Below are 20,127 nucleotides of genomic sequence, written 5' to 3'. Positions count from 1 at the left end.
CTGCTGGGCTCTGTTCTGTACGGCCTGCTTCCCGCCCGCACGGGGCACGGAGGCTTGAACGTGTGGTGGCACGCGAGGCAGCCGGAAAACCCACAGCAGTCGGGACACCACACCTCGCGCCACCCAGCGCAGCCCCCGCGGTACCACTGGGGTACAGGAAGGCGCTCAGTGACCCGCACAGAGTTTTACGACGACCCGGATGCACCGGAGCCCAACAGTCTCGTCGTGGCGGCCTCGGCCGTCGTCACGGACGCCGAGGGGCGCATTCTCTTGCAGCGGCGGACGGACAACGGGCTGTGGGCGCTGCCGGGAGGCGGGATGGAGATGACCGACTCGCTGCCCGGTGCGGCCGTGCGGGAGACGAAGGAGGAGACCGGCCTCGATGTGGAGATCACGGGGCTCGTCGGCACGTACACGGACCCCCGGCACATCATTGCCTACAGCGATGGTGAAGTGCGGCGGCAGTTCAACGTGTGCTTCACGGCGCGAGTCGTCGGCGGAGAGCTTGCCCTGTCGGACGAGTCCGAGGAACTGCGGTTCGTCGCGCCGGAAGATATCGATGCGCTGTCCATGCATCACACTCAGCGGCTCCGGCTGACGCACTTCCTCGAACAGCGTGCGACTCCGTATCTCGGCTGACCAGGCACGCATGAAGGAGGTGTGTCGATGAATGAAACGAACCTTGCGTTCGTTGCGATCATTATTTCCGTGGTAGTTGGCGCGGTGACCTTCATCTACACCCATCAGCAAATCAAAACGGCGAAGGAGCAGACGAAATCAGCTAAGGAACAGGCGGAGTCAGCGAGAGAGCAGGCAGTGTCTGCAAGGGAACAGGCGGAAGCTGCGAAGAAAGCCAACGAGCTGACCGAGAAGGCGCAGCAGGAGCAGGTTCAACCGTACGTTGTCGCTGACATTCGTGAGAGAGTGCCGGGTTCTCAGCTTGTCGTTTTCTCAATCGAGAACACCGGACCGACGATGGCGCGCGATGTGAAGGTGTCCGTTGATCCGCCCCTTCGGTCAACGCTGGGGGGAGAGTCTGACCAAAAATTGAATGCAGCGGTGACGCGCGAGATTCCAGTATTGCCGCCGAAGCGTCAGTTGATTTTTATGCTGGACGTCGGGCATCGGTTGTTCGCATCGGACCTACCGCGCCGCTACACGGTAGTGGTCCAGGCGAAAGGTCCGTTCGGTGCGGTGGAGCCGCTGACGTACACCATTGACCTTGACGTGCTTCGACACTCGTTGCTGAACAGGGAATCTCTGGAGTGGAGTACGCACGTCCTTGCCGAAGAGGCTAAGAAGGCACGGAAGGCGCACGAGAGACAGGCCAATGCCACGACGCGCCTCCTCCGTCAATTCGCTGATGAACTAGAATCGCGGCGTTCGCCGGAGTCCGAACCGCCGAATGGTGCGAGCTGAAGCTGCACAAGTTCCGAACAAGGCTCCGTTGAGGAATCCTGTACGGGAATCCGTGTCGTGTGCGAGGACCGGCAAAACAGCGATCTGCGCGCGACCCTTGGGCGCGCCCGCCCGCTTCGAGGACCCGGCCCTGGACGCCCGCGACCACCACGCGCTCGCCGACTGGTGGTGCGAGGCTATGGGCTACGTCCGCCGCCCGCCCGCGGCGGGCGAGGAACAGCCGCGCGCCCGGTCGGTCCCGATCGTCGAGCCCGCGCCATCACCACGCCCGACGGGGGAAGTTGACGGCCGCAAGCCGGCCCGCCCACCCCCTCACAACACCCGGTACGGCGTAGCCTCCTCATGGCGGAACCGCAGGCCATGGCCCGGGAGTTGTTTCGTGCCGGGGTGGATCGTGCCGCCGGACGGGTCGAGGCCGCCGTCGAAGAACATCGACTCGATGCGTACGTGGTCGTGGAACCACTCGATGTGCCGCAGGTTCGGTACGCAGGCGGCCGGGTGGGCGTGGACGTGGGGTGCGCAGTGGGCGGAGACCTCCAGGCCGTGGGCTTCGGCGAGGGCCGCGGCGCGCAGCCAGACGGTGAGGCCGCCGCAGCGGGTGGCGTCGATCTGGAGGCAGTCCACGACCGGGGCCATGCGCGCGAAGTACGGCAGGTCGTAGCCGTACTCGCCGGCTGTCACGTCGCACACCACCAGGTCGCGGACGACCCGCAGGCCCTCCAGGTCGTCGGAGGAGACCGGTTCCTCGAACCAGCCGACGCCCTGGTCGGCGAGGGCCCGGCCGATCCGTACGGCCTGTTTGCGGGTGTACGCGCCGTTGGCGTCCACGTACAGCTCGGCGCGCGGGCCGATGGCCGTGCGGGCGTTGCGGACGCGGGACAGGTCGCGCTCGACGGCCCGGCCCCACTCCTCGCCGATCTTGATCTTGACCCGTTCGATGCCCTGCCCGTGCACCCACCCGTTCAACTGTGTCGCCAGATGCGTGTCGTGGTACGTGGTGAACCCGCCCGACCCGTAGACCGGCACCGCGCTGCGCACGGCGCCGATCAGATGCAGCAGCGGCAGTTCCAGCAGCCGTGCCTTGAGGTCCCACAGGGCGATGTCCACCGCGGACAGCGCGCAGGCGACCAGCCCGGGGCGGCCGGCGTTGCGCACCGCCCGGCTCATGGCCTCGTAGGCGCCCTGGACGTCCAGTACACAGCGGCCGAGGACCGGCCGGGTGAGCAGGTCGCGGACGACCGAGCCGGCGTCGGCCGCGGCGTAGGTCCAGCCCAGGCCGGTGGTCGTCCCGGAGCGGGCCTCGACGACGATGACGGTGGTGGTGTCCCAGGCAAGAGTGCCGTCGGCTTCCGGCGCGTCGGTGGGGACGGTGTAGGCGGTGACGTCCAGCCGCTCGACTTTCATGGTGACGGAGGGCTCCTCTCCGGTCTCGGTGCGGACCCGGGGCCGGTCCTGGTGCCTGCCGCTCCGGCCGCTCGCAGGGGTTCCGCCGGTACGCGTACACCGTCGGCCGGCCCGGCCGCCCGCCCGGTGACCGGGGGTCAGCAGGCCGTCCCGCACGGGTTACCTGACCAGCGGGCCGGAAACCTCCCGTACCGGTGTGCGCCGCGGCCCATTCGCACCGCGAGGCGTTTACCCGCACCGGCTCCGGGCACGCGATCCGTGTGCTTCGGACCGGAGGCACGCCCGTGGGAGCGAACCTGCTCTCCGAGCGTGCACTCCGGCTGCGCTCCCGCGGAGGACCCCAGTCCACCGATCAGGGAGCCAGGACCATGCCCTCTGTACGCACACCTCATCGCGCGAGCACCCCGCGCGGCCGGCCCGCCGACCGCCCGCTGGGTCCGCGCCGCACCCAGAAGAAGCATCCGCACGACGACGCGCCGGACACCGGCGCCGACTTCCGCAAGCTGACGGCGCTGCCCGACGGGCCGGAACGGGACGCGCTGCGCCAGAGCATCGTCTGTGCCTGGCTGCCGATGGCCGAACGTCTCGCGCGGCAGTTCCGCAACCGCGGGGAGACCACCGAGGACCTGACCCAGGTCGCCTCGCTCGGCCTGGTCAAGGCCGTGGACCGGTACGACCCGGACCGCGGCTGCGCCTTCGAGAGCTTCGCCGTGCCGACCATCGTCGGCGAGGTCAAGCGGCACTTCCGCGACCACATGTGGGGCCTGCACGTGCCCCGGCGCGTCCAGGAACTGCGCAACCGCGTCCGCGCGGCCACGCTGGAGCTCACCCACGCGCCCGACGACCACCGCCCCGCCGCCCGGGACATCGCCCGCCACACCGGCATGACGCTGGAGGAGGTGCTGCTCGGCATGGAGGCGCTGGAGAGCTACTCGACGCTCTCCCTGGACGCCGAACTGCCCGGCGCGGACGACGGGTACGCCATCGTGGACACCCTCGGTGGCCCGGAGCCCGGCTTCGACCTCGTCGTGGACCGCGAGGCGGTCAGGCCCAAGCTGCAGATGCTCCCCGAGCGCGAACGGCAGATCCTCTACCTGCGGTTCTTCTGCGACATGACGCAGAGCCGCATCGCCGACCGGCTCGGCATCTCGCAGATGCACGTCTCGCGGCTCATCAACCGCACCTGCACCCGGCTGTGCGACCAGGTGGGCGAACGGGAAGCGGCCTGAGGCAAGGACTCGGGGGCCCGCAGAGGGCTTTGGGGCTCAGGGGTGCAGCGCGCGCCCCAGGTGGCGGGCCAGCCGGTCGACGGCGCCCGCCTCCGCCAGGCTGAACGCCCGCCGCCCGCCCGTGCGCAGCAGCGACAGGACACCGCGCACCGGCCCCGTCCTCGCCTGCAGCGGCACGCACAGCAGCGAGGTCACCTCGGCGCGGGCCAGGATCGGCGCCCCCGCGGCGTCGTGACCGAACGCACCGAGATCCTCCGGGCGGACCTGGAGGGTGGCGTTGCCCGCGCGGGCCGCCTCGACCACGACCGGGCAGTCCCCGGGCAGTTGTGCGGCCAGGACGGCCGTGAGGGTGTCCTGGGAGTGCGGGCCGCCGGAGCCGCCCGGGTCCGCCGCCGGGCCGTACGCCTCGTCCCCGGCGTACGGCCCGGATCTCTCCGGCCCGTGCACCGCCACCCGCACCAACGGCCCTCCGCCCCGGGTCACCAGATCGGCCGTCACCCAGTCGGCGAAGCGCCCGCGCAGCACCCGGCAGGCCCGGTCGAGCACGGCGGTGGGCTCCCGCGGCGACTCCAGGAGCGCCATGGTCATGTCGTCGAGGAGGTCCATCAGTTCGGTGTTGCGGGTCACCTCGGAGAGGCCGGGCCGCGGCGTGTCCGTACGGTCCGATTCACCCGTACGAGCCGATTGCGCCGGACGGTCCGTGTCACCCGTACGGTCCGCTCCCGCCGTGTGGTCCGGGTCCTCGTCCTCCGTGTGCCCCGCGCCGCCGGGCCGGTTCGCCGCCGGTGCCTCCGGGCCGGTGAGGAAGACGGTGAGGACGGAGGTGCCCGGCTCCCCCTGGGGCCGCAGCGCCGTCATGGTGGCCCGCAGCGACTCGTCCGCGCGCCGGACCCCGTCCGGCGGCGGCAGCAGCCGTACGACCAGACTGCGGTCGCCCTCGTTGCGGGCGACCGCGGCCACCTGGGAGCGGAAGGCGGCCCGTTCCTCGGGGACGAGCGAGGCGGTCAGCGGGCGGCCCGCGGCATAGCCGGCGCGCATGCCGAACAGCCGGGTACCGGCGAAGTTCAGTCGCCGGATCACCGCGTCCGGGTCCAGCAGCACCACCGCGAACGGCATCCGCTGGAACAGCGCGCGCAGCAACTGCTGTTCCTCGGCGGCCCGCCGGGCGCCGTTGTCCCGTTCCGCCGGCAGGCTCCGTTCGAGACGGGGCAGCATCACGTCGACGACGTGCTGGAGTTCGAAGAGAGCGGCGTCCAGGACGGACAGCCGCTCGGTGGAGGGCAGGGCGCGTGCCGCGCGCAGCTCTTCGACCCGTCTGCGGAAGTCCGCGAGTTCCGCAGCGACGCGCTCGACCTCGGCCATGCCCTCAACCTAACCGGTGCGCCACCGGACCGTACCCCGCCGGCGGCAAGCCGACCGGCGGCCGGGCCCGGGCACCCGAACTCGACGGGAAACAGGCGTTTTTGCCCGCCCGCACCGGGCAGCCGAACCGTTACGGGGTCCATGACGTCCCGTCTACGGACCCGAAGGGACTGACCACACAGTGGACGCGACAACGCCGACCCGTACCCGCTTCGAGACCGGGACACCCGACCTCGCCGAGGGGTCCTCCGCCCGCAGCCTCGCCCACCTCGCCGAACAGGCCGCCTGGTGCACCCCGGACAGTTGCGGCGCCGCCGCGACGGTCAGCGCCGCCGACGGCTCCGCCGCAGGCCCGGCCGCGGTCACCCACCCCGACCTGTCCGCGCTGGTCAGCGTGCAGTGGGAGTCCGGTGAGGGGCCCATCCCCGCGGCGCTGGACACCGGCCGGGCCACCGGCACCGACGACCTGCTGCACGAGAGCCGCTGGCCCGAGTACCGCGCCAAGGCGCTGGAGGCCGGAGTACGCTCCAGCGCCACCCTCCCGTACCGCCGGGACGGCATCGCCCTCACCCTCACCGTCTACGGCTTCCGGCCGGGCCTGAAGGTCGAGAAGGGCTGTACGGCGACGGACGTGCTGGGTGAGCTGGCCGCGACCGGACTGGCGCGCGAACGCCGCTACCGTGAGGTGCTGGTCGAGGTGGACCAGCTCGACACCGCCCTGCGCACCCGGCCGGTGGTCGACCAGGCATGCGGCATCCTCATGTACGTGCTGGGGTGCGACGCGGACACGGCCTTCGACACGCTGCGCCGGCTGTCCCAGCGCACCAACCGCAAACTGTCCGACCTCGCCGGCGCCCTGGTCCGTACCCGGGGGCACGGGCTGGAGGCCGAACTGCGGTGCCTCGGCGAGAAGGGCCGGCGCCCGCACCGCGCGGCCGCCCGGGGCAAGCGCGCGGACGCCGCCGGCACCGACGCGCCGGACGCCGGCCGCACGCCGTAGCGGCGGTCGGCACCGATCCCTGCCAGGGCCCGCGCCCCGACACCCCGGACGGAACCGGTGCCGCGCGCCCGGCACCCGCCGCGCCCGGACATCCCGGGCGGACCGGTGCCACGCGCCCGGACGCCCGCACTCGCCCGACCGGTGACGTGTCGCCCCGCCTCCCGGCCCCCGCGATCTGCAAAGGTGGTCGGGGCCCGCACTCATGTGATGGGCCCACGATCGACCTGCCGTGGAGTGTGGAGGTACGGATGCAGCGGACGGCCCTGGATCCGGAGCCGGCCCCGGAGCCGGATCCGCCGGCGGGGCTGCCGGTCCTCCCGGAACTCGCCGCGCACCTCGCCGCCGCCGCGGACCGCACGGAACCCGAGCCGCCCGGCGGCTCCCGGCCCCTGCGCGCCGCCGCCTGCGACTACTGGGCGCGCCGCGGCCTGGAGACCGCGCCGGAACGGGTGCTCGCCGCACCGGGCGCGCCCGCCCTGCTCCTCGCGCTGCTCGCGGCCGCGGGCGGCGACGTACTGCTGCCGCGGCCCTGCGCCCAGTGGTACGCGCCGCCCGCCGGGCTGCTCGGCCGGGCGGTGCACCGCGTGCCCGTACCGGCCGAATCCGGTGGCGTACCGGACGCGTTCGCGCTGCTGGAAGCCGTCCGCCGGGCCCGGCTGACCGGTGCGGGGCCACGGGTCCTGCTCGTCTCCGCGGCCGACGACCCCAGCGGCACCTGCCCGCCGCCCGAGCTGGTGCACGAGGTGTGCGAGGCGGCAGCGGCGGACGGACTGTGGGTCGTCAGCGACGAGACCGGCCGCGACCTGCTGCACGACCCCCACGACACGGTCCTGCTGAGCCCGGCGGAGATGCTGCCGGAGGACGTCGTCGTCCTGGCCGACCTGCGCGCCACCCTGGTACCGGCCTCCTGGCCCGCCGCACTGGCCCGCTTCCCGGACACCGGACGCGGCGCCGAACTGCGCGCCGCGACCCTGGAACGGCTGGAAACGCTGCGCACCCCGATGGCCGGGCCGGTCGCCGCCGCCGTCACCCACGCGCTCACCGAACCGGAGCCCGTACGGGCCCGCACCGCCGCCGCTGCCCGGGTGCACGGCACGCTCGCCGGAGCGCTGCACCGCACCCTCACGGAAGCGGGCGCCGTCTGCCGTCCGCCGCACGCGGGCAGTCACCTGTACGCCGATTTCGACCCGCTGCGCCCGCGACTGGCCATCCGGGGCATCACCGGACCGGCCCAACTGGAAGGCGTGCTCACGCGCTGGGCGGCGCGCGGCGGGCACCGCTTCGGCGACGACCCGCGCGCGCTGCGCGTACGGCTGAGCACCGAAGCGCTGCTGGGTCCTGACGCCGGTCACCGGCGACGGGCCCTCGAAGCCCCCGACCCCCTGAGCCTTCCCCATGTGACCGAGGCGCTGAGCGCGCTGTCCGCCACCCTTGCCGCGCTCGTGGACACCGGCTCCTCGTAGCCCGGTCATGCCGCCGCCCGCGCGCCCTCTCCGGCCCTCGCCCCTTCGGCACTCCTCCCCTCCGGCCTTCGTCCCCGGCCTCCGCCCGTACCCCGGTGGCCGTCCCGACCGGCAGCCCGGCCGGTCATGCCCTCCGAATGGAGCCCCTCGATGACCGAACAGACCGAACGTTCCCTCACCGAGCCTCTCCCGCCGCCCGCCGGCCCGCACCCGGCCGGCGCCGCGCCCGCACCGGTCCGCCCGACGGGCGAGGTCCGCACCTGGCCCCGCGACTTCACCGACCGGCTCACCGCCCCGCTGCCCGGCGTCCGCGCCCTGGCCCGCATCGCCCGCGAGGGCAAGCTGCGGCCGTCCGCGCAGGCCCTCCTGGACATCCCCGAGCTGCCCTTCGAGCCCGGCCCGCTGCCGGAGCCCGGTCCCCTGGACATCGCCGTCACCTGGGCGGGCCACGCCAGTTGGGTGCTGCGCATCGGCGGCCTGACGGTGCTGACCGACCCCGTGTGGTCCCGCAAGATCCTCGGCACCCCGCCCCGCGTCACCCCCGTCGGCGTCCGCTGGCAGGATTTGCCGCCCATCGACGCCGTCGTCATCAGCCACAACCACTACGACCACCTCGACGCCCCCACCCTCAAACGGCTGCCGCCGCACACCCCGCTCCTGGTACCCGCCGGACTCGCCCGCTGGGCCCGCCGGCGCCGCTTCACCCACGTCACCGACATGGACTGGTGGGAGGCGGTCGAACTGCCGGGCCCCGCCGGCCCGGTCCGCTTCGACTTCGTCCCAGCCCACCACTGGAGCAAGCGCACCCTGACCGACACCTGCCGCTCGCTGTGGGGCGGCTGGGTGCTGACCGCGCCGGACGGGCGGCGGGTGTACTTCGCCGGGGACACCGGGTACGGCCACTGGTTCGAGGAGATCGGCGGCCGGTACCCGGGCATCGACCTGGCGCTGCTGCCGATCGGCGCGTACGACCCGCGCTGGATGCTGCGCCCGGTGCACACCGACCCCGAGGAGGCGGTCCGCGCCTGCCAGGACGTGGGCGCCCGCGCGATGGCCCCGATGCACTGGTCGACGTTCCTGCTGTCCGCCGAGGCGCCCTTGGAGCCGCTGCACCGTGTACGGGCTGCCTGGGAGGCCGCGGGGCGTGCGCGTGCGGATCTGTGGGATCTGGCGGTGGGCGGGTCGCGGGTTCTGGAGGCCGGGGCCGGGGAGGGAGAGGGGGAGGGGCAGGCGGCCGGGTAGTCGGGTGGTCCGGGCCAGGCCGGTGGCGCGTGCGCCCGCTCAGCCGCCCTTCCCGTGTCGCAGCCGCCGCCACACCGCGGGCGCCCCGCTGATCACCAGCGTCAGACCGACCGCCGCCGCCACGCCCTGCCACGGCTCGCCGAACAGGGAGCCGCCCAGCAGGCCGATGAGCTGGTACGTCGCCGCCCAGGCCAGGCAGGCCGGCAGGTCGCCGCGGGCGAAGCGGCGCAGCGGCGTCCGGGACAGCAGGCACGCCAGCATCACCGGGATCCGCCCGGCGGGCACCAGCCGGGACAGGACGAGCACCAGGACCCCGTGCTCGCGCAGCTTGGTCTGTGCCTGCGCCAGCCGTTCCGGTGCCGCGCGGTCGCGCAGCCGCTCCAGCCAGCGCGAGCCGTTGCGGGACCGTACGCCGCGCTGCCCGAGCCAGTACAGCCCCAGGTCGCCGAGGAAGGCGGCGAGCGCGGACAGCCCGAAGACGATCAGCAGGGCCCACGGCGACCGCTGGTGGAAGGCGACCACGGCGGCGGAGCTGACCACCGCGCCGGTCGGCACCACCGGCACCAGCGACCCCAGCACCACCAGCAGGAACAGCGACGGATAGCCCACCACCTGCTGGGTCGACTCCGGCGGTACGCTGCCCGCCAGCCCGCCGATCACCGCACCGCCGCCAGCCGTACGGACTCGCCGTGCGCGAGCCGGTGCACCGCCACCCGGGGCGCCAGCAGCCCGGCCTGCCGGGCGAACTCGTCACCGGGGGAGTGGAACTCGTGCGGGCGCACCGCGTCCAGGCCGATCGGCCAGTACGTGCCGTAGTGCACCGGCACCGCGCTGACCGGCGCCAGCCGGGCCGCCGCCTCGGCCGCCCGCCGCGCATCCAGATGGCCGTGCCCGAGGAACGGTCCCCAGCCGCCCACCGGCAGCAGCGCCACGTCGACGGCACCGACCTCCTCGGCCATGGTGTCGAAGAGCCCGGTGTCGCCCGCGAAGTACGTCGCCGCCGCGCCGTGCACCACGTAGCCGAGCGCCGGCACCCGGTGCGGGCCGTACGGCAGCCGCCGCCCGTCGTGCGCCGCGTGCACCGCGCGGACGGTCACCTCACCGGACCCCGGCCCGTCCCCGTTCGGGTGGGCGGCGCGGACCGTGACCGTCTCGCCGGGCCGCAGCTCGGTGACCGGCAGCCCCCGCGCCGCCGCCACCCGCCGCAGCCCCGGTACGGCGGCGACGGCGCCGCGCGGCACCACCACCCGGGTGCCCGGCGCGAGGCGGGCGAGGGAGGCGGGGTGGAGGTGGTCGGCGTGCAGGTGGGAGACGAGGACGGCGTCGGCGCGGGCCGCGGCCGGCGGCGGCAGCTCGCCCCGGCGGCGCCGCAGATGCGCCAGCCGTCGCGTGAACAGCGGGTCGGTCAGTACCCGTACACCCGAATCGGCGACCGTGACGGTGGCGTGTCCCCACCAGGTGACCTCCACCGCCACGATGACCTCCCGACCGGAAACGGAAACGGCGTGCCGCGCGCGGGCGCACGGTCGCCGTCCGCCGCACGCCCCACCCTCCGATCCTGCCTCATTCCGTTCCGGCGCCGGTCAGGCCGGGCCGTGACCGCCCGCAGGCCCGGCCGCCGGCCCGCCCGCCGACCGCTCCCCGGCCCGCCGGACGAAGATGGCGTGCAGGTCCCGCGCCGCCCGGGGCACCGAGCCCGCCCGGCGGCGCTGGATCACCATGCGGACCTCGGTGGCGTCGTCCGCCAGCGGACGGCAGGTGATCGCGCCGCTGCGCTCCAGCGGGTCGCCGAGCACGCTGTAGTCGGGCAGCACGGTGGCGCCGAGCCCCTCGGCCACCATCAGCTTGCCCATCTCCGCGCCGTCGGTCGAGTACGAGAAGGACGGCGTACGGCCCCTGAGCAGCCGGTGGACGTAACGGTGCATGACGTACCCGGACCGCATCACGATCAGTGGCTCGGCCAGCAGATCGGCGACGGTGACCGCCTCCAGCGCGGCCAGCGGGCTGTCCGGGCGCACGCAGACGACCGGACGGCCGCGCAGCAGCTCGGTGGTGTGCAGGTCGGGCGGCAGGTCGTCGCCCCGCAGGTAGTTGACCAGGCCGAGGTCGAACCCGCCCTCCGTGAGGCCCTGCTGGATGCCGTCCTGCTGCGCCGCGACCACCTCCACCTGCGTCAGCGGGTGGGCGGCGCGGAACTCGCGGACGGCCGGCACGAGCAGCGGCACGGTGGCCGCGTTGACCGTGCCCAGCCGCACCATCCGGCTGACCTGGTGCTGGTCGTCGGCCGCCCGCCGCAGCCGGTCGACCGCGTCCAGCACCCCGGTGATGTGCGGCAGCAACTCCCGTCCCTCGTCACTGATCTTCGCCCCGGACCGCTTGCGCTCCAGCAGCTCCACCCCCAGCTCCCGTTCCAGGTTGCGGACCGTCTCGCTCAGCGCGGGCTGCGACAGGTGCAGTTCCTCCGCCGCGCGGCGCAGCGAGCCCAGCCGGGTGACCGCCGCCAGGTATTCCAACTGTTCCATCCGCACGTGAGCCGCCTCCAACCGATAAGGGGAACCGGCGAATTCACCGGGTGACGGGGTGGTGGAAGGGGGACCCTATCACCACCTCGCGGATGCCTTGTCGACCTGCGGCGGCCGCCTGGGTAAACTCCGGGACAGGGCGGGAACGAACGGCCGGCCGCGGCCGTACCGCCGAATTGTTGCGGGGAGGTGACGTGTTGATGAAAAAGCCGGGACAGCTCACTCAACGGCGTCATGTGGACCTCGTACGCGTCTCCAGCGCCCTGTGTCGGCGCTCCGGCCGGTAGCGACGCGCCGGCGGGCCGGTTTCCCGGCAGATGCCGGGCGGGCCGGTTGATCCGTTAGGTGATCCGTATTCGGAATTCCGCGCACTTCGCGCTGCATTTCCCCTTCTGGTGCCTCTCCGGGTGACCGGTTGTGTGACCCGCTACCCGATTTCCGGGATTCCGGGGCCGGTGGGGCAGTGGAAATGATCGCGGGTCGCCGCCGCATCGCGCATTGCCGAATTCCCCCTTCTGTTCTCCAGGGCCGACCGCGCACCCGTGTCCGCGCGCCGCCCCGCACGCTCTTCCAGACCTGCCGGGAGTCCCCCCATGTCCGCACCACCCTCCTCCGAGCCGCTCCGCTTCGCCTACTGGGTGCCCAACGTCAGCGGCGGCCTGGTCACCAGCACCGTCGAACAGCGCACCGACTGGGGCTACGACTACAACCGCGAACTCGCCGTCCTCGCCGAGCGGAACGGCTTCGACTACGCCCTGACCCAGGTCCGCTACATGGCCAGTTACGGCGCCGAGTACCAGCACGAGTCCACCGCCTTCAGCCTCGCCCTGCTGCTCGCCACCGAGCGCCTGAAGGTCATCGCCGCCGTCCACCCCGGCCTCTGGCACCCCGGCGTGCTGGCCAAGCTGGGCGCCACGGCGGACCAGCTCTCCGGCGGCCGGTTCGCGGTCAACGTCGTCAGCGGCTGGTTCAAGGGCGAGTTCACCGCGCTCGGCGAGCCCTGGCTGGAGCACGACGAACGCTACCGCCGGGCCGAGGAGTTCATCACCGCGCTGCGCAGCATCTGGACCGAGGACCGCGCCCGGCTGGCCGGCGACTTCTACCGCATCCGCGACTTCTCGCTCAAGCCCAAGCCGCTGAACACCCCGCAGCGCCCGCACCCGGAGATCTTCCAGGGCGGCAACTCCACCGCGGCCCGCGCCATGGCCGGACGCGTCTCGGACTGGTACTTCAGCAACGGCAAGGACTTCGCCGGCGTCACCGAACAGCTCACCGACGTCCGCGCCGCGGCGGCCGCCGCCGGGCGGCCCGCGCCCCGCTTCGGGCTGAACGGCTTCCTGATCGCCCGTGACACCGAGGCGGAGGCCCGCGAGGTGCTGCGGGAGATCGTCGCCCACGCGGACACCGAGGCCGTGCACGGCTTCGCGTCCGCCGTCACCCAGGCGGGCCGGTCCACGGCGGACGGCAAGGGCATGTGGCAGGACTCGTCGTTCGAGGACCTCGTCCAGTACAACGACGGGTTCCGTACGGGGCTGATCGGCACCCCGGAACAGATCGCCGAGCGCATCGTCGCGTACAAGCGGCTCGGCGTGGACCTCTTCCTCCTCGGCTTCCTGCACTACCAGGAGGAGGTCGAGTACTTCGGCGAGCGCGTACTGCCGCTCGTACGCGAACGGGAGGCCCAACTTCCCGACACGCCACGGCACTCCGCGGCTGCCCTCACCTGACCGGCCCGTACACATCACCCCGCCATCGACGCATCAAGGAGAGACCCATGAGCGCCGTAACCCCCACCGCCTGGCAGTCGCGGCCCGCCCCCGCCGAAGCCCGCGAATGGACCGACCGCGCCGCCGAGGTCGCCGCGATCCTCGCCACCGACGCCGCCGCCCGCGACCGCGCGGGCGTCACCCCCTACGCCGAGGTGCGGCTCCTGAAGGACGCGGGGCTGGTCACCCTGCTCGGCCCGGTCGCACACGGCGGCGGCGGACAGGACTGGACCGCTGCCTACCAGGTCGTACGCGAGGTCGCCAAGGCGGACGGCTCGATCGCCCAACTGCTCGGCTACCACTATCTGTGGAACTGGGCGGCGCGGCTGGTCGGCACCCGCGAGCAGTGGGAGCACGTCGAGGCGGAGGCGGCCCGCGGCCGGTGGTTCTTCGGCGGCGCGGTCAACCCGCGCGACGCCGACGTGGTCGTCCGGGACGAGGGCGACACGCTGGCCTTCAGCGGCCGCAAGTCCTTCTCCACCGGAAGCAAGGTCTCCGACGTCACCGTGCTCGAAGGCGTCCTGGAGGGCACCGACGATCATGTCTTCGCCATCGTGCCCTCGGACAGCGAGGGCCTGACCTTCCACGACGACTGGGACAACATCGGCCAGCGGCTCACCGAGAGCGGCGGGGTCACCCTCGACAACGTCCGGGTCGGCTGGGAGAGCGCGGCGGGCTATGTCGACAAGACCTTCCGGCCGCGCGTCTACAACACCCTCAACGTCCCCACCATTCAACTGGTGTTCGTCAACCTCTACCTGGGCATCGCCGCGGGCGCCCTGGAGACCGCCGTGGGCTACACCCGCGACACCACCCGGCCCTGGCTGCACGGCGGCTACGACCGGGCCGTCGACGAGCCGTACATCATCGACGTGTACGGCGGCCTGACCACCCGCCTCTGGGCGGCCCAGGCGTTCGCCGACCGGGTGGCCGAGGAGGGACAGCGACTGCACGACGACCCCGACGCGGTCACCGAGCGGGACCGCGGCGAGTTCGAGGTGCGGGTCGCCGCGGCCAAGGCGCACGCCACCGACGTGGCCCTGGAGGTCACCAACCGCATCTTCGAGGCCACCGGGGCCCGGTCCACCGCCACCGCCGAAGGGCTGGACCGCTTCTGGCGCAACGTGCGGACGCACACCCTGCACGACCCCGTGGCCTACAAGCGCCGCGAGGTCGGCCGCTACGTCCTCACCGGCGAACTGCCCACGCCCACCTGGTACTCCTGACCGGCCTCACCCGCTCCTCCTGACCGACCCCCCTGCTCCGCTGACCGTTCCGCCCGAGGTGACCGCCATGCCCACCGTCCTGTCCGTCTCCGGAAGCCCCTCCGCCACCTCCCGTACCGCCCGCCTGCTGCGTCACCTGGACACCAGGCTCACCGCCGAAGGCCACCGCGTCGTCGAGCTCGACGTCCGTACGCTGTCCGCCGAAGCGCTGCTCGGCGCCGACTTCCAGCACCCGGACATCGTCACCGCCACCCGGCTGTTCGCGCAGGCCGACGGGGTGGTCATCGGCACGCCCGTCTACAAGGCCGCCTACTCCGGGCTCCTCAAGTCGCTGCTCGACCTGCTGCCCCAGTACGCGTTGGCGGGCAAGACCGTGCTGCCGCTGGCCACCGGCGGCAGCACCGCCCATGTCCTGGCCATCGACTACGCGCTGCGGCCGGTGCTCTCCTCGATGGGCGCCGCGCACATCGTCCAGGGCTGGTTCGTCCTGGACCGCCACCTCGACGTACGGGAGGACGGCACGCTCGGTATCGAGAACGGCACAGCCGAAGCCCTCCACCAGGTCCTCGACCAGTTCTCCGGCGCCCTCGGCCGCGCACCGCTGCTCGCCGCCGCGAGCTGAACCGGCCCCGGGAGGACACACATGGCCACCACCGCACCCACCGAATCCACTGGCCCCACCGCCCCCACCGACTCCATCGCGTCCACTCACTCCACCGCACCCGCCACGCCCCCGTCCGGCGCGGCGCACGTCATCGCCGACGACGCCGAAGCGCTCTCCGTCGCGGCCGGACTCGCCGTCGCGTTCCGCCCCGGCGCGGCGGAACGCGACGCCCGGCGACGGCTGCCGCGCGGCGAACTCGACCGGCTGTCGGCCAGCGGCCTCCTCGGCATCACCGTGCCGCGCGCCCACGGCGGCGCCGAGGTGTCGGCCGCGACCCTGGCCGAGGTCGTCCGGCTGCTCGCCACAGCCGACCCGAGCCTCGCACAGATCCCGCAGAGCCACTTCGTGTACATCAACGTGCTGCGTGCGCAGGGGAGTTCCCGGCAGCGGGAGTTCTTCTTCCGTGAGGTGCTGGCCGGACGCCGCTTCGGCAACGCGCAGTCCGAAGCGGGCACCCGGCACGTCCAGGACATCCGCACCCGCCTGGAACCCACCGGGGACGGTTACGTACTGACCGGGGCCAAGCACTACTCCACGGGCGCCCTGTTCGCCGACTGGATTCCGGTACTGGCCCGCGGCGCCGGGGACAAACTGCACGTCGCGTACGTACCGCGCGACGCGCCTGGCGTCACCGTCGTCGACGACTGGGACGGCATGGGGCAGCGCACCACCGCCAGCGGCACGGTCCGGCTGGCGGACGTCGCCGTACCGGCCGACCGTGTCGTGCCGCACCACCTCACCTTCGAGGGTCCGCAACTGCACGGCGCGGTCGCCCAGTTGCTGCACGCTGCCATCGACACCGGCATCGCCCGCGGAGCGCTGACCGAGGCGGCGGAGTTCGTCCGCACGCAGAGCCGGCCGTGGTTCGAGAGCGGCTTCGACACGGCCGCCGAGGACCCGCTGCTCGTCCAGCGCTTCGGCGAACTGGAACTGCGGGTCCGGGCCGCGCACGCCCTCCTGGAGACCGCCGCCCGCGCCGTGGACACCGCCACCGCCCGCCTCACCGACGACACCGCCGCCGAGGCGTCGGTCGCGGTCGCCGCGGCGAAGGCGTACGCGGGGGAGACGGCGGTGGAGACCGGCAGCGCGCTCTTCGAGGTGGCCGGCACCCGGGCCGCCCTGGACGGGCTCAACCTGCACCGGCACTGGCGCGACGCGCGGACCCACACGCTGCACGACCCGGCGCGCTGGAAGGTGCAGCACCTCGGCCGGTACGCCCTCAACGGCACCCGGCCGCCCCGGCACGGCCTTCTCTGACACCCCTGTTCCGCTGTTCCTCCTCTGCTTCCGGAGACCTCGTGACCCTCACCTTCCACTGGTTCCTGCCGACCTACGGCGACAGCCGGCACGTCGTCGGCGGCGGACACGGCGTGCCCGTCGGCGCCGCGGGCGGGCAGCGCGCCGCCACCCTCGGCTACCTCACCCAGATCGCCCGCGCCGCCGAACAACTGGGCTTCGAGGGCGCGCTCACTCCCACCGGAGCCTGGTGCGAGGACGCCTGGCTGACCACGGCGATGCTGGCCCGGGAGACCGAGCGCCTGAAGTTCCTGGTCGCCTTCCGGCCGGGCGTCGTCGCGCCCACCCTGGCCGCCCAGATGGCGGCCACCTTCCAGCGGTACGCGCCGGGCCGGCTGCTGCTCAACGTCGTCACCGGCGGCGAGAGCCACGAGCAGCGCGCGTACGGCGACTTCCTCGACAAGGACGCGCGCTACGCCCGGACCGGCGAATTCCTGAGCATCGTGCGGGACCTGTGGCAGGGGCGGACCGTCGACTTCGCCGGGGAGCACCTGCGGGTCGAGCAGGCGCGGCTGGCCCGCGTCCCCGACCCCGTACCGCCGGTCTACTTCGGCGGGTCCTCGGCGGCTGCCGGGGAGGTGGCCGCCCGGTTCAGCGACGTGTACCTGACCTGGGGCGAGCCGCCCGAGCAGGTGGCGGAGAAGATCACCTGGATACGGAAGCTGGCCGCCGACGCCGGGCGTACGGTGCGCTTCGGCATCCGGCTGCACGTGATCACACGGGACACCGCGGACCAGGCGTGGGCCGAGGCGCGCCGCCTGCTGGACGGCTTCTCGCCGGAGGCGATCAGCGCCGTGCAGGAGGGGCTGGCCCGCAGCGAGTCCGAGGGGCAGCGGCGGATGCTGGCCCTGCACGGCGGCAGTACGGACGGGCTGGAGGTCGCGCCCAACCTCTGGGCGGGCATCGGGCTGGTACGCGGCGGCGCGGGCACCGCCCTGGTGGGGAGCCATGCCGAGGTGGCGGAGCGGATCAGCGAGTACCACCGGCTCGGCATCGAGGAGTTCGTGCTGTCCGGGCATCCGCACGTCGAGGAGGCGTACTGGTTCGGGGAAGGGGTGCTGCCGCGCCTGGCGGAGGCGGGGCTGTGGAGCCGTCCGGGGGCGGGTGGCGCGGCGGCGACCTCCACGGCGTCAGGCGGGCCGGACGTGCCCGACGTGCCGGACGTGCAGGTTCCGTTCGCCGGGAGAGCCTGAGGCGGCTGCCCGGGACCGCCATCTCCCGGCGCCGTCGTCCGGCCGCGCTGTCAGTGGGCTGTGACACGCTGTACGCGTGACGCCCGGCGAGGGTGTCCGAGCGTGACGAGCGGCGGGAGCGAGGTGAGCGCGCCATGCGGCGGCCCAGGTGGCGGACGGTGGGCGGAGCCCTGCTGCGGGTGACGGCGGTCTGGGTGGTGTCGTCGCTGACGCTCCTGGTGCTCGCCGCCCTGCTGCCCGACTTCCGCCTCCAGTCCGCGGGCGGCGACAGCCTCACCCGTACGTTCCTCACCGCCGCGCTGGGCGCCGGAGCCTTCGGCCTGCTCAGCGCCCTGGTCTGGCCCCTGCTCGTACGGGCCCTGCTGCTGGTGCCCGCCCTCGTCCTCGGGCTGCTCGTCTTCTTCCTGAACGGTTCGCTGCTGCTGGTCGCCCTCGGGCTGATCCCCGAGGGACGCGGCCAGGCCGCGCCCGAGACGGCCGTGATCGTCGCCGCCGTGATGTCCGCGACCTCGTCCGCCACCTCCACCTTCCTCGCCGTGCGGGACGACGATGCGTACCGCCGCCGTCTGGTGCGGCTGGCCGGGCGCCGGCACGGCCGCCGCCGCGGCGCCCCCGGCGACCCGGGCCCCATAGCGCCCGGCACGGTCTTCCTCCAGCTCGACGGCCTCGGCCACGACCTGCTGCGGGAGGCGACGAGCGGCGAGCGGCCCCTGATGGGGACGGTCGCCGGCCGGCTCGGCGGCACCCACCGGCTGACCCCGTGGCGTACGGACTGGTCCAGCCAGACCGGCGCCAGCCAGCTCGGCATCCTGCACGGCACCAACCACGACCTGCCCGCCTTCCGGTGGTACGAGAAGGAGACCCGCCGGCTGATCGTCAGCAACCGGCCCAGCGGCGCGGTCGAGCTCCAGCGGCGCGCCGAGGCCCGTACGGGCGACGCCGGGCTGCTCAGCTTCGACGGCGCGAGCCGCGGCAACCTCTTCAGCGGCGGCGCCGACCAGCTCGCCCTGGTGATGTCGGTGGCCGCCCGCCGCGGTCGGCACAACCGCTCCCGCGCCGGATATTTCGCGTACTTCTCCGACCCGGCCAACGCGACCCGTACGGCGGTGTCCTTCGTCGCCGAGATCTTCCGCGAGATCGGCCAGTCCCTGCGGTCCCGGTTCCGCCGGGAGACCCCGCGCGTCAAGCGCGGCGGCCTCTACCCCTTCATCCGGGCCTTCGCGACCGTCGTCGAGCGGGACGTGGTGGTCGCCGCCGTCATCGGCGACCTGCTGGCCGGCCGGACCGCCGTCTACGCCGACCTGGTCGCCTACGACGAGGTGGCGCACCACTCCGGCCCCCGGCACCGCGACACCCACCAGGTGCTGCGCCGCCTGGACCGCGCCGTCGGGCTGATCGCCGACGCCGCGCAGTACGCCCCCCGCCGCTACCGCATCGTCCTGCTCTCCGACCACGGCCAGAGCCCCGGCGCGACCTTCCTGGACAGCTACGGCCTCGGCCTGGAGGACCTGGTGCGGGCCGGCTGCGGCCTCCCGGTCTCCCGGCGCGCCGGGCGGACCGCGAGCGGCGCCGAGGCACGCGAGGCGGCCCGCGCCGCGCTGCACCGCCCGGAGGGCGCGGACGGCTGCGGCCCGTCCGACCCCGTCGTGCTGGCCTCCGGCAACCTGGGCCTGGTGTCCTTCCCCGACCTGCCCGGGCGGGTCACCCGCGAGGAGATCGAACGCCGCCACCCGGCGCTGCTGGCCACCCTCGCCAACCACCCCGGCATCGGCTTCCTGCTGGTCCGCTCCGCCACGGACGGCGCCGTGGTGCTGGGGCCCGGCGGCGCCGAGCACCACCTCGACACCGGCCGGATCGTGGGCCACGACCCCCTGGCCGGCTTCGGCGCGGGCGCCGCGGACGCCGTACGGCGCACGGACGGCTTCCCGCACACCGCGGACATCATGGTCAATTCCTCCTGCGACCCGGCCACCGGCGCGGTGCACGCCTTCGAGGAGCAGATCGGCTCGCACGGCGGGCTGGGCGGCGAGCAGAGCAGACCCTTCCTGCTGTGGCCCGCCGAGCTGTCCCCGCCCACCGCCGACGGCGCGGAGCCGGCCGGTGCCGAGCAGATCCACGCCGTCCTGCGGCGCTGGCTGCGCGAGGTCGACGGCCCGCAGATACCCCTCGGGGGTCCGGCGGACGAACTGCGGCCGGGAGGGCCCACGCCCGAAGTATTTTCACCGGCCGACGGTGCCGTGCGGGACAAAACCCGCTGATTTTGTGCAACGTTGCAGGTCGAAGACGATGAGCAGCCGTCCGGCACCTCCGGGCGCGCACAGCACGACGAGAGGCTCACCCC

18 protein-coding genes are annotated in these 20,127 nt (G+C 73.5%); 13 read left to right on the top strand and 5 right to left on the bottom strand.

Annotated features, from left to right (window positions below; all coding sequences use genetic code 11):
• Positions 1–168 precede the first annotated feature (168 nt).
• Together EJG53_RS07080 and EJG53_RS07075 are read left to right on the top strand one after the other, a co-directional pair.
• Entirely contained in the window at positions 169–639 is a 471-nt protein-coding gene (locus EJG53_RS07080; RefSeq protein WP_125044121.1) for an NUDIX hydrolase, read from the top strand.
• A 27-nt stretch (positions 640–666) separates the two neighbouring features.
• A complete protein-coding gene (locus EJG53_RS07075; protein WP_125044120.1) occupies positions 667–1,419 on the top strand; it encodes an SGNH/GDSL hydrolase family protein in 753 nt (250 codons plus the stop codon).
• A 312-nt stretch (positions 1,420–1,731) separates the two neighbouring features.
• Here EJG53_RS07075 and EJG53_RS07065 read toward each other — a convergent pair whose 3' ends face one another.
• A complete protein-coding gene (locus EJG53_RS07065; RefSeq protein ID WP_125044119.1) occupies positions 1,732–2,823 on the bottom strand; it encodes an enolase C-terminal domain-like protein in 1,092 nt (363 codons plus the stop codon).
• A 368-nt stretch (positions 2,824–3,191) separates the two neighbouring features.
• Here EJG53_RS07065 and EJG53_RS07060 point away from each other — a divergent pair, with 368 nt between their 5' ends.
• The gene (locus tag EJG53_RS07060) at positions 3,192–4,052 is read left to right on the top strand and encodes a SigB/SigF/SigG family RNA polymerase sigma factor (RefSeq protein ID WP_241268045.1); all 861 of its coding nucleotides are present in this window, start codon (positions 3,192–3,194) and stop codon (positions 4,050–4,052) included.
• 36 nt (positions 4,053–4,088) lie between these two features.
• Here the strand turns inward: EJG53_RS07060 and EJG53_RS07055 are convergent, their stop codons facing one another.
• Positions 4,089–5,414 carry a PAS domain-containing protein gene (locus tag EJG53_RS07055; protein ID WP_125044118.1) on the bottom strand — a complete coding sequence of 442 codons (1,326 nt, stop codon included), beginning with the start codon at positions 5,412–5,414 and terminating at the stop codon, positions 4,089–4,091.
• 181 nt (positions 5,415–5,595) lie between these two features.
• Between EJG53_RS07055 and EJG53_RS07050 the strand changes: the two genes are divergently transcribed.
• The 3 genes from EJG53_RS07050 to EJG53_RS07040 all read left to right on the top strand — a co-directional run bounded on the left by EJG53_RS07050 (position 5,596) and on the right by EJG53_RS07040 (position 9,119).
• Positions 5,596–6,414 carry an ANTAR domain-containing response regulator gene (locus EJG53_RS07050; protein WP_125044117.1) on the top strand — a complete coding sequence of 273 codons (819 nt, stop codon included), beginning with the start codon at positions 5,596–5,598 and terminating at the stop codon, positions 6,412–6,414.
• A gap of 248 nt (positions 6,415–6,662) precedes the next feature.
• Complete coding sequence (locus tag EJG53_RS07045) at positions 6,663–7,877, top strand: aminotransferase class I/II-fold pyridoxal phosphate-dependent enzyme (RefSeq protein WP_125044116.1); 1,215 nt, start codon at positions 6,663–6,665, stop codon at positions 7,875–7,877.
• Between the two features lie 150 nt (positions 7,878–8,027).
• A complete protein-coding gene (locus EJG53_RS07040; RefSeq protein WP_125044115.1) occupies positions 8,028–9,119 on the top strand; it encodes an MBL fold metallo-hydrolase in 1,092 nt (363 codons plus the stop codon).
• Positions 9,120–9,158: 39 nt separating this feature from the next.
• On the opposite strand, the gene EJG53_RS07035 is transcribed toward EJG53_RS07040, so the two are convergent.
• The 3 genes from EJG53_RS07035 to EJG53_RS07025 all read right to left on the bottom strand — a co-directional run bounded on the left by EJG53_RS07035 (position 9,159) and on the right by EJG53_RS07025 (position 11,647).
• Positions 9,159–9,779 (bottom strand): DedA family protein, encoded by a 621-nt coding sequence (locus tag EJG53_RS07035; protein WP_125044114.1) that lies wholly within the window; start codon positions 9,777–9,779, stop codon positions 9,159–9,161.
• Positions 9,776–10,594, bottom strand: coding sequence for an MBL fold metallo-hydrolase (locus EJG53_RS07030; protein ID WP_125044113.1), 819 nt, complete (start codon positions 10,592–10,594; stop codon positions 9,776–9,778). Before EJG53_RS07030 ends, EJG53_RS07035 begins: the two co-directional genes overlap by 4 nt.
• A gap of 108 nt (positions 10,595–10,702) precedes the next feature.
• Complete coding sequence (locus tag EJG53_RS07025; RefSeq protein WP_125049217.1) at positions 10,703–11,647, bottom strand: LysR family transcriptional regulator; 945 nt, start codon at positions 11,645–11,647, stop codon at positions 10,703–10,705.
• Positions 11,648–11,733: 86 nt separating this feature from the next.
• Here EJG53_RS07025 and EJG53_RS43830 point away from each other — a divergent pair, with 86 nt between their 5' ends.
• The 7 genes from EJG53_RS43830 to EJG53_RS06995 all read left to right on the top strand — a co-directional run bounded on the left by EJG53_RS43830 (position 11,734) and on the right by EJG53_RS06995 (position 20,044).
• Positions 11,734–11,928, top strand: a complete 195-nt coding sequence (locus tag EJG53_RS43830; protein WP_359130615.1) for a putative leader peptide — start codon at positions 11,734–11,736, stop codon at positions 11,926–11,928.
• A gap of 306 nt (positions 11,929–12,234) precedes the next feature.
• Complete coding sequence (sfnG, locus tag EJG53_RS07020) at positions 12,235–13,368, top strand: dimethylsulfone monooxygenase SfnG (protein WP_125044112.1); 1,134 nt, start codon at positions 12,235–12,237, stop codon at positions 13,366–13,368.
• Positions 13,369–13,415: 47 nt separating this feature from the next.
• Entirely contained in the window at positions 13,416–14,633 is a 1,218-nt protein-coding gene (locus EJG53_RS07015; RefSeq protein WP_125044111.1) for an acyl-CoA dehydrogenase family protein, read from the top strand.
• A 67-nt stretch (positions 14,634–14,700) separates the two neighbouring features.
• A complete protein-coding gene (gene ssuE, locus EJG53_RS07010; protein WP_125044110.1) occupies positions 14,701–15,255 on the top strand; it encodes an NADPH-dependent FMN reductase in 555 nt (184 codons plus the stop codon).
• Between the two features lie 21 nt (positions 15,256–15,276).
• Complete coding sequence (locus EJG53_RS07005; protein ID WP_244955024.1) at positions 15,277–16,554, top strand: SfnB family sulfur acquisition oxidoreductase; 1,278 nt, start codon at positions 15,277–15,279, stop codon at positions 16,552–16,554.
• 41 nt (positions 16,555–16,595) lie between these two features.
• Positions 16,596–17,786, top strand: coding sequence for an LLM class flavin-dependent oxidoreductase (locus tag EJG53_RS07000; protein WP_244955023.1), 1,191 nt, complete (start codon positions 16,596–16,598; stop codon positions 17,784–17,786).
• A gap of 134 nt (positions 17,787–17,920) precedes the next feature.
• The gene (locus EJG53_RS06995) at positions 17,921–20,044 is read left to right on the top strand and encodes a phage holin family protein (protein WP_125044109.1); all 2,124 of its coding nucleotides are present in this window, start codon (positions 17,921–17,923) and stop codon (positions 20,042–20,044) included.
• The last annotated feature ends 83 nt before the right edge of the window (positions 20,045–20,127 follow it).

Source organism: Streptomyces chrestomyceticus JCM 4735 (assembly GCF_003865135.1).
Classification (GTDB): Bacteria; Actinomycetota; Actinomycetes; order Streptomycetales; family Streptomycetaceae; genus Streptomyces; species Streptomyces chrestomyceticus.
This window is presented reverse-complemented; position numbering and strand designations above follow the sequence as displayed.

Bases quoted from the DNA above. Each gene is read 5' to 3' on its own strand.
- EJG53_RS07075 (WP_125044120.1), top strand. From the start codon at position 667: ATGAATGAAACGAACCTTGCGTTCGTTGCGATCATTATTTCCGTGGTA.
- EJG53_RS07065 (WP_125044119.1), bottom strand. From the start codon at position 2,823: ATGAAAGTCGAGCGGCTGGACGTCACCGCCTACACCGTCCCCACCGAC.
- EJG53_RS07060 (WP_241268045.1), top strand. From the start codon at position 3,192: ATGCCCTCTGTACGCACACCTCATCGCGCGAGCACCCCGCGCGGCCGG.
- EJG53_RS07055 (WP_125044118.1), bottom strand. From the start codon at position 5,414: ATGGCCGAGGTCGAGCGCGTCGCTGCGGAACTCGCGGACTTCCGCAGA.
- EJG53_RS07045 (WP_125044116.1), top strand. From the start codon at position 6,663: ATGCAGCGGACGGCCCTGGATCCGGAGCCGGCCCCGGAGCCGGATCCG.
- EJG53_RS07040 (WP_125044115.1), top strand. From the start codon at position 8,028: ATGACCGAACAGACCGAACGTTCCCTCACCGAGCCTCTCCCGCCGCCC.
- EJG53_RS43830 (WP_359130615.1), top strand. From the start codon at position 11,734: ATGCCTTGTCGACCTGCGGCGGCCGCCTGGGTAAACTCCGGGACAGGG.
- sfnG (WP_125044112.1), top strand. From the start codon at position 12,235: ATGTCCGCACCACCCTCCTCCGAGCCGCTCCGCTTCGCCTACTGGGTG.
- EJG53_RS07015 (WP_125044111.1), top strand. From the start codon at position 13,416: ATGAGCGCCGTAACCCCCACCGCCTGGCAGTCGCGGCCCGCCCCCGCC.
- ssuE (WP_125044110.1), top strand. From the start codon at position 14,701: ATGCCCACCGTCCTGTCCGTCTCCGGAAGCCCCTCCGCCACCTCCCGT.
- EJG53_RS07005 (WP_244955024.1), top strand. From the start codon at position 15,277: ATGGCCACCACCGCACCCACCGAATCCACTGGCCCCACCGCCCCCACC.
- EJG53_RS06995 (WP_125044109.1), top strand. From the start codon at position 17,921: ATGCGGCGGCCCAGGTGGCGGACGGTGGGCGGAGCCCTGCTGCGGGTG.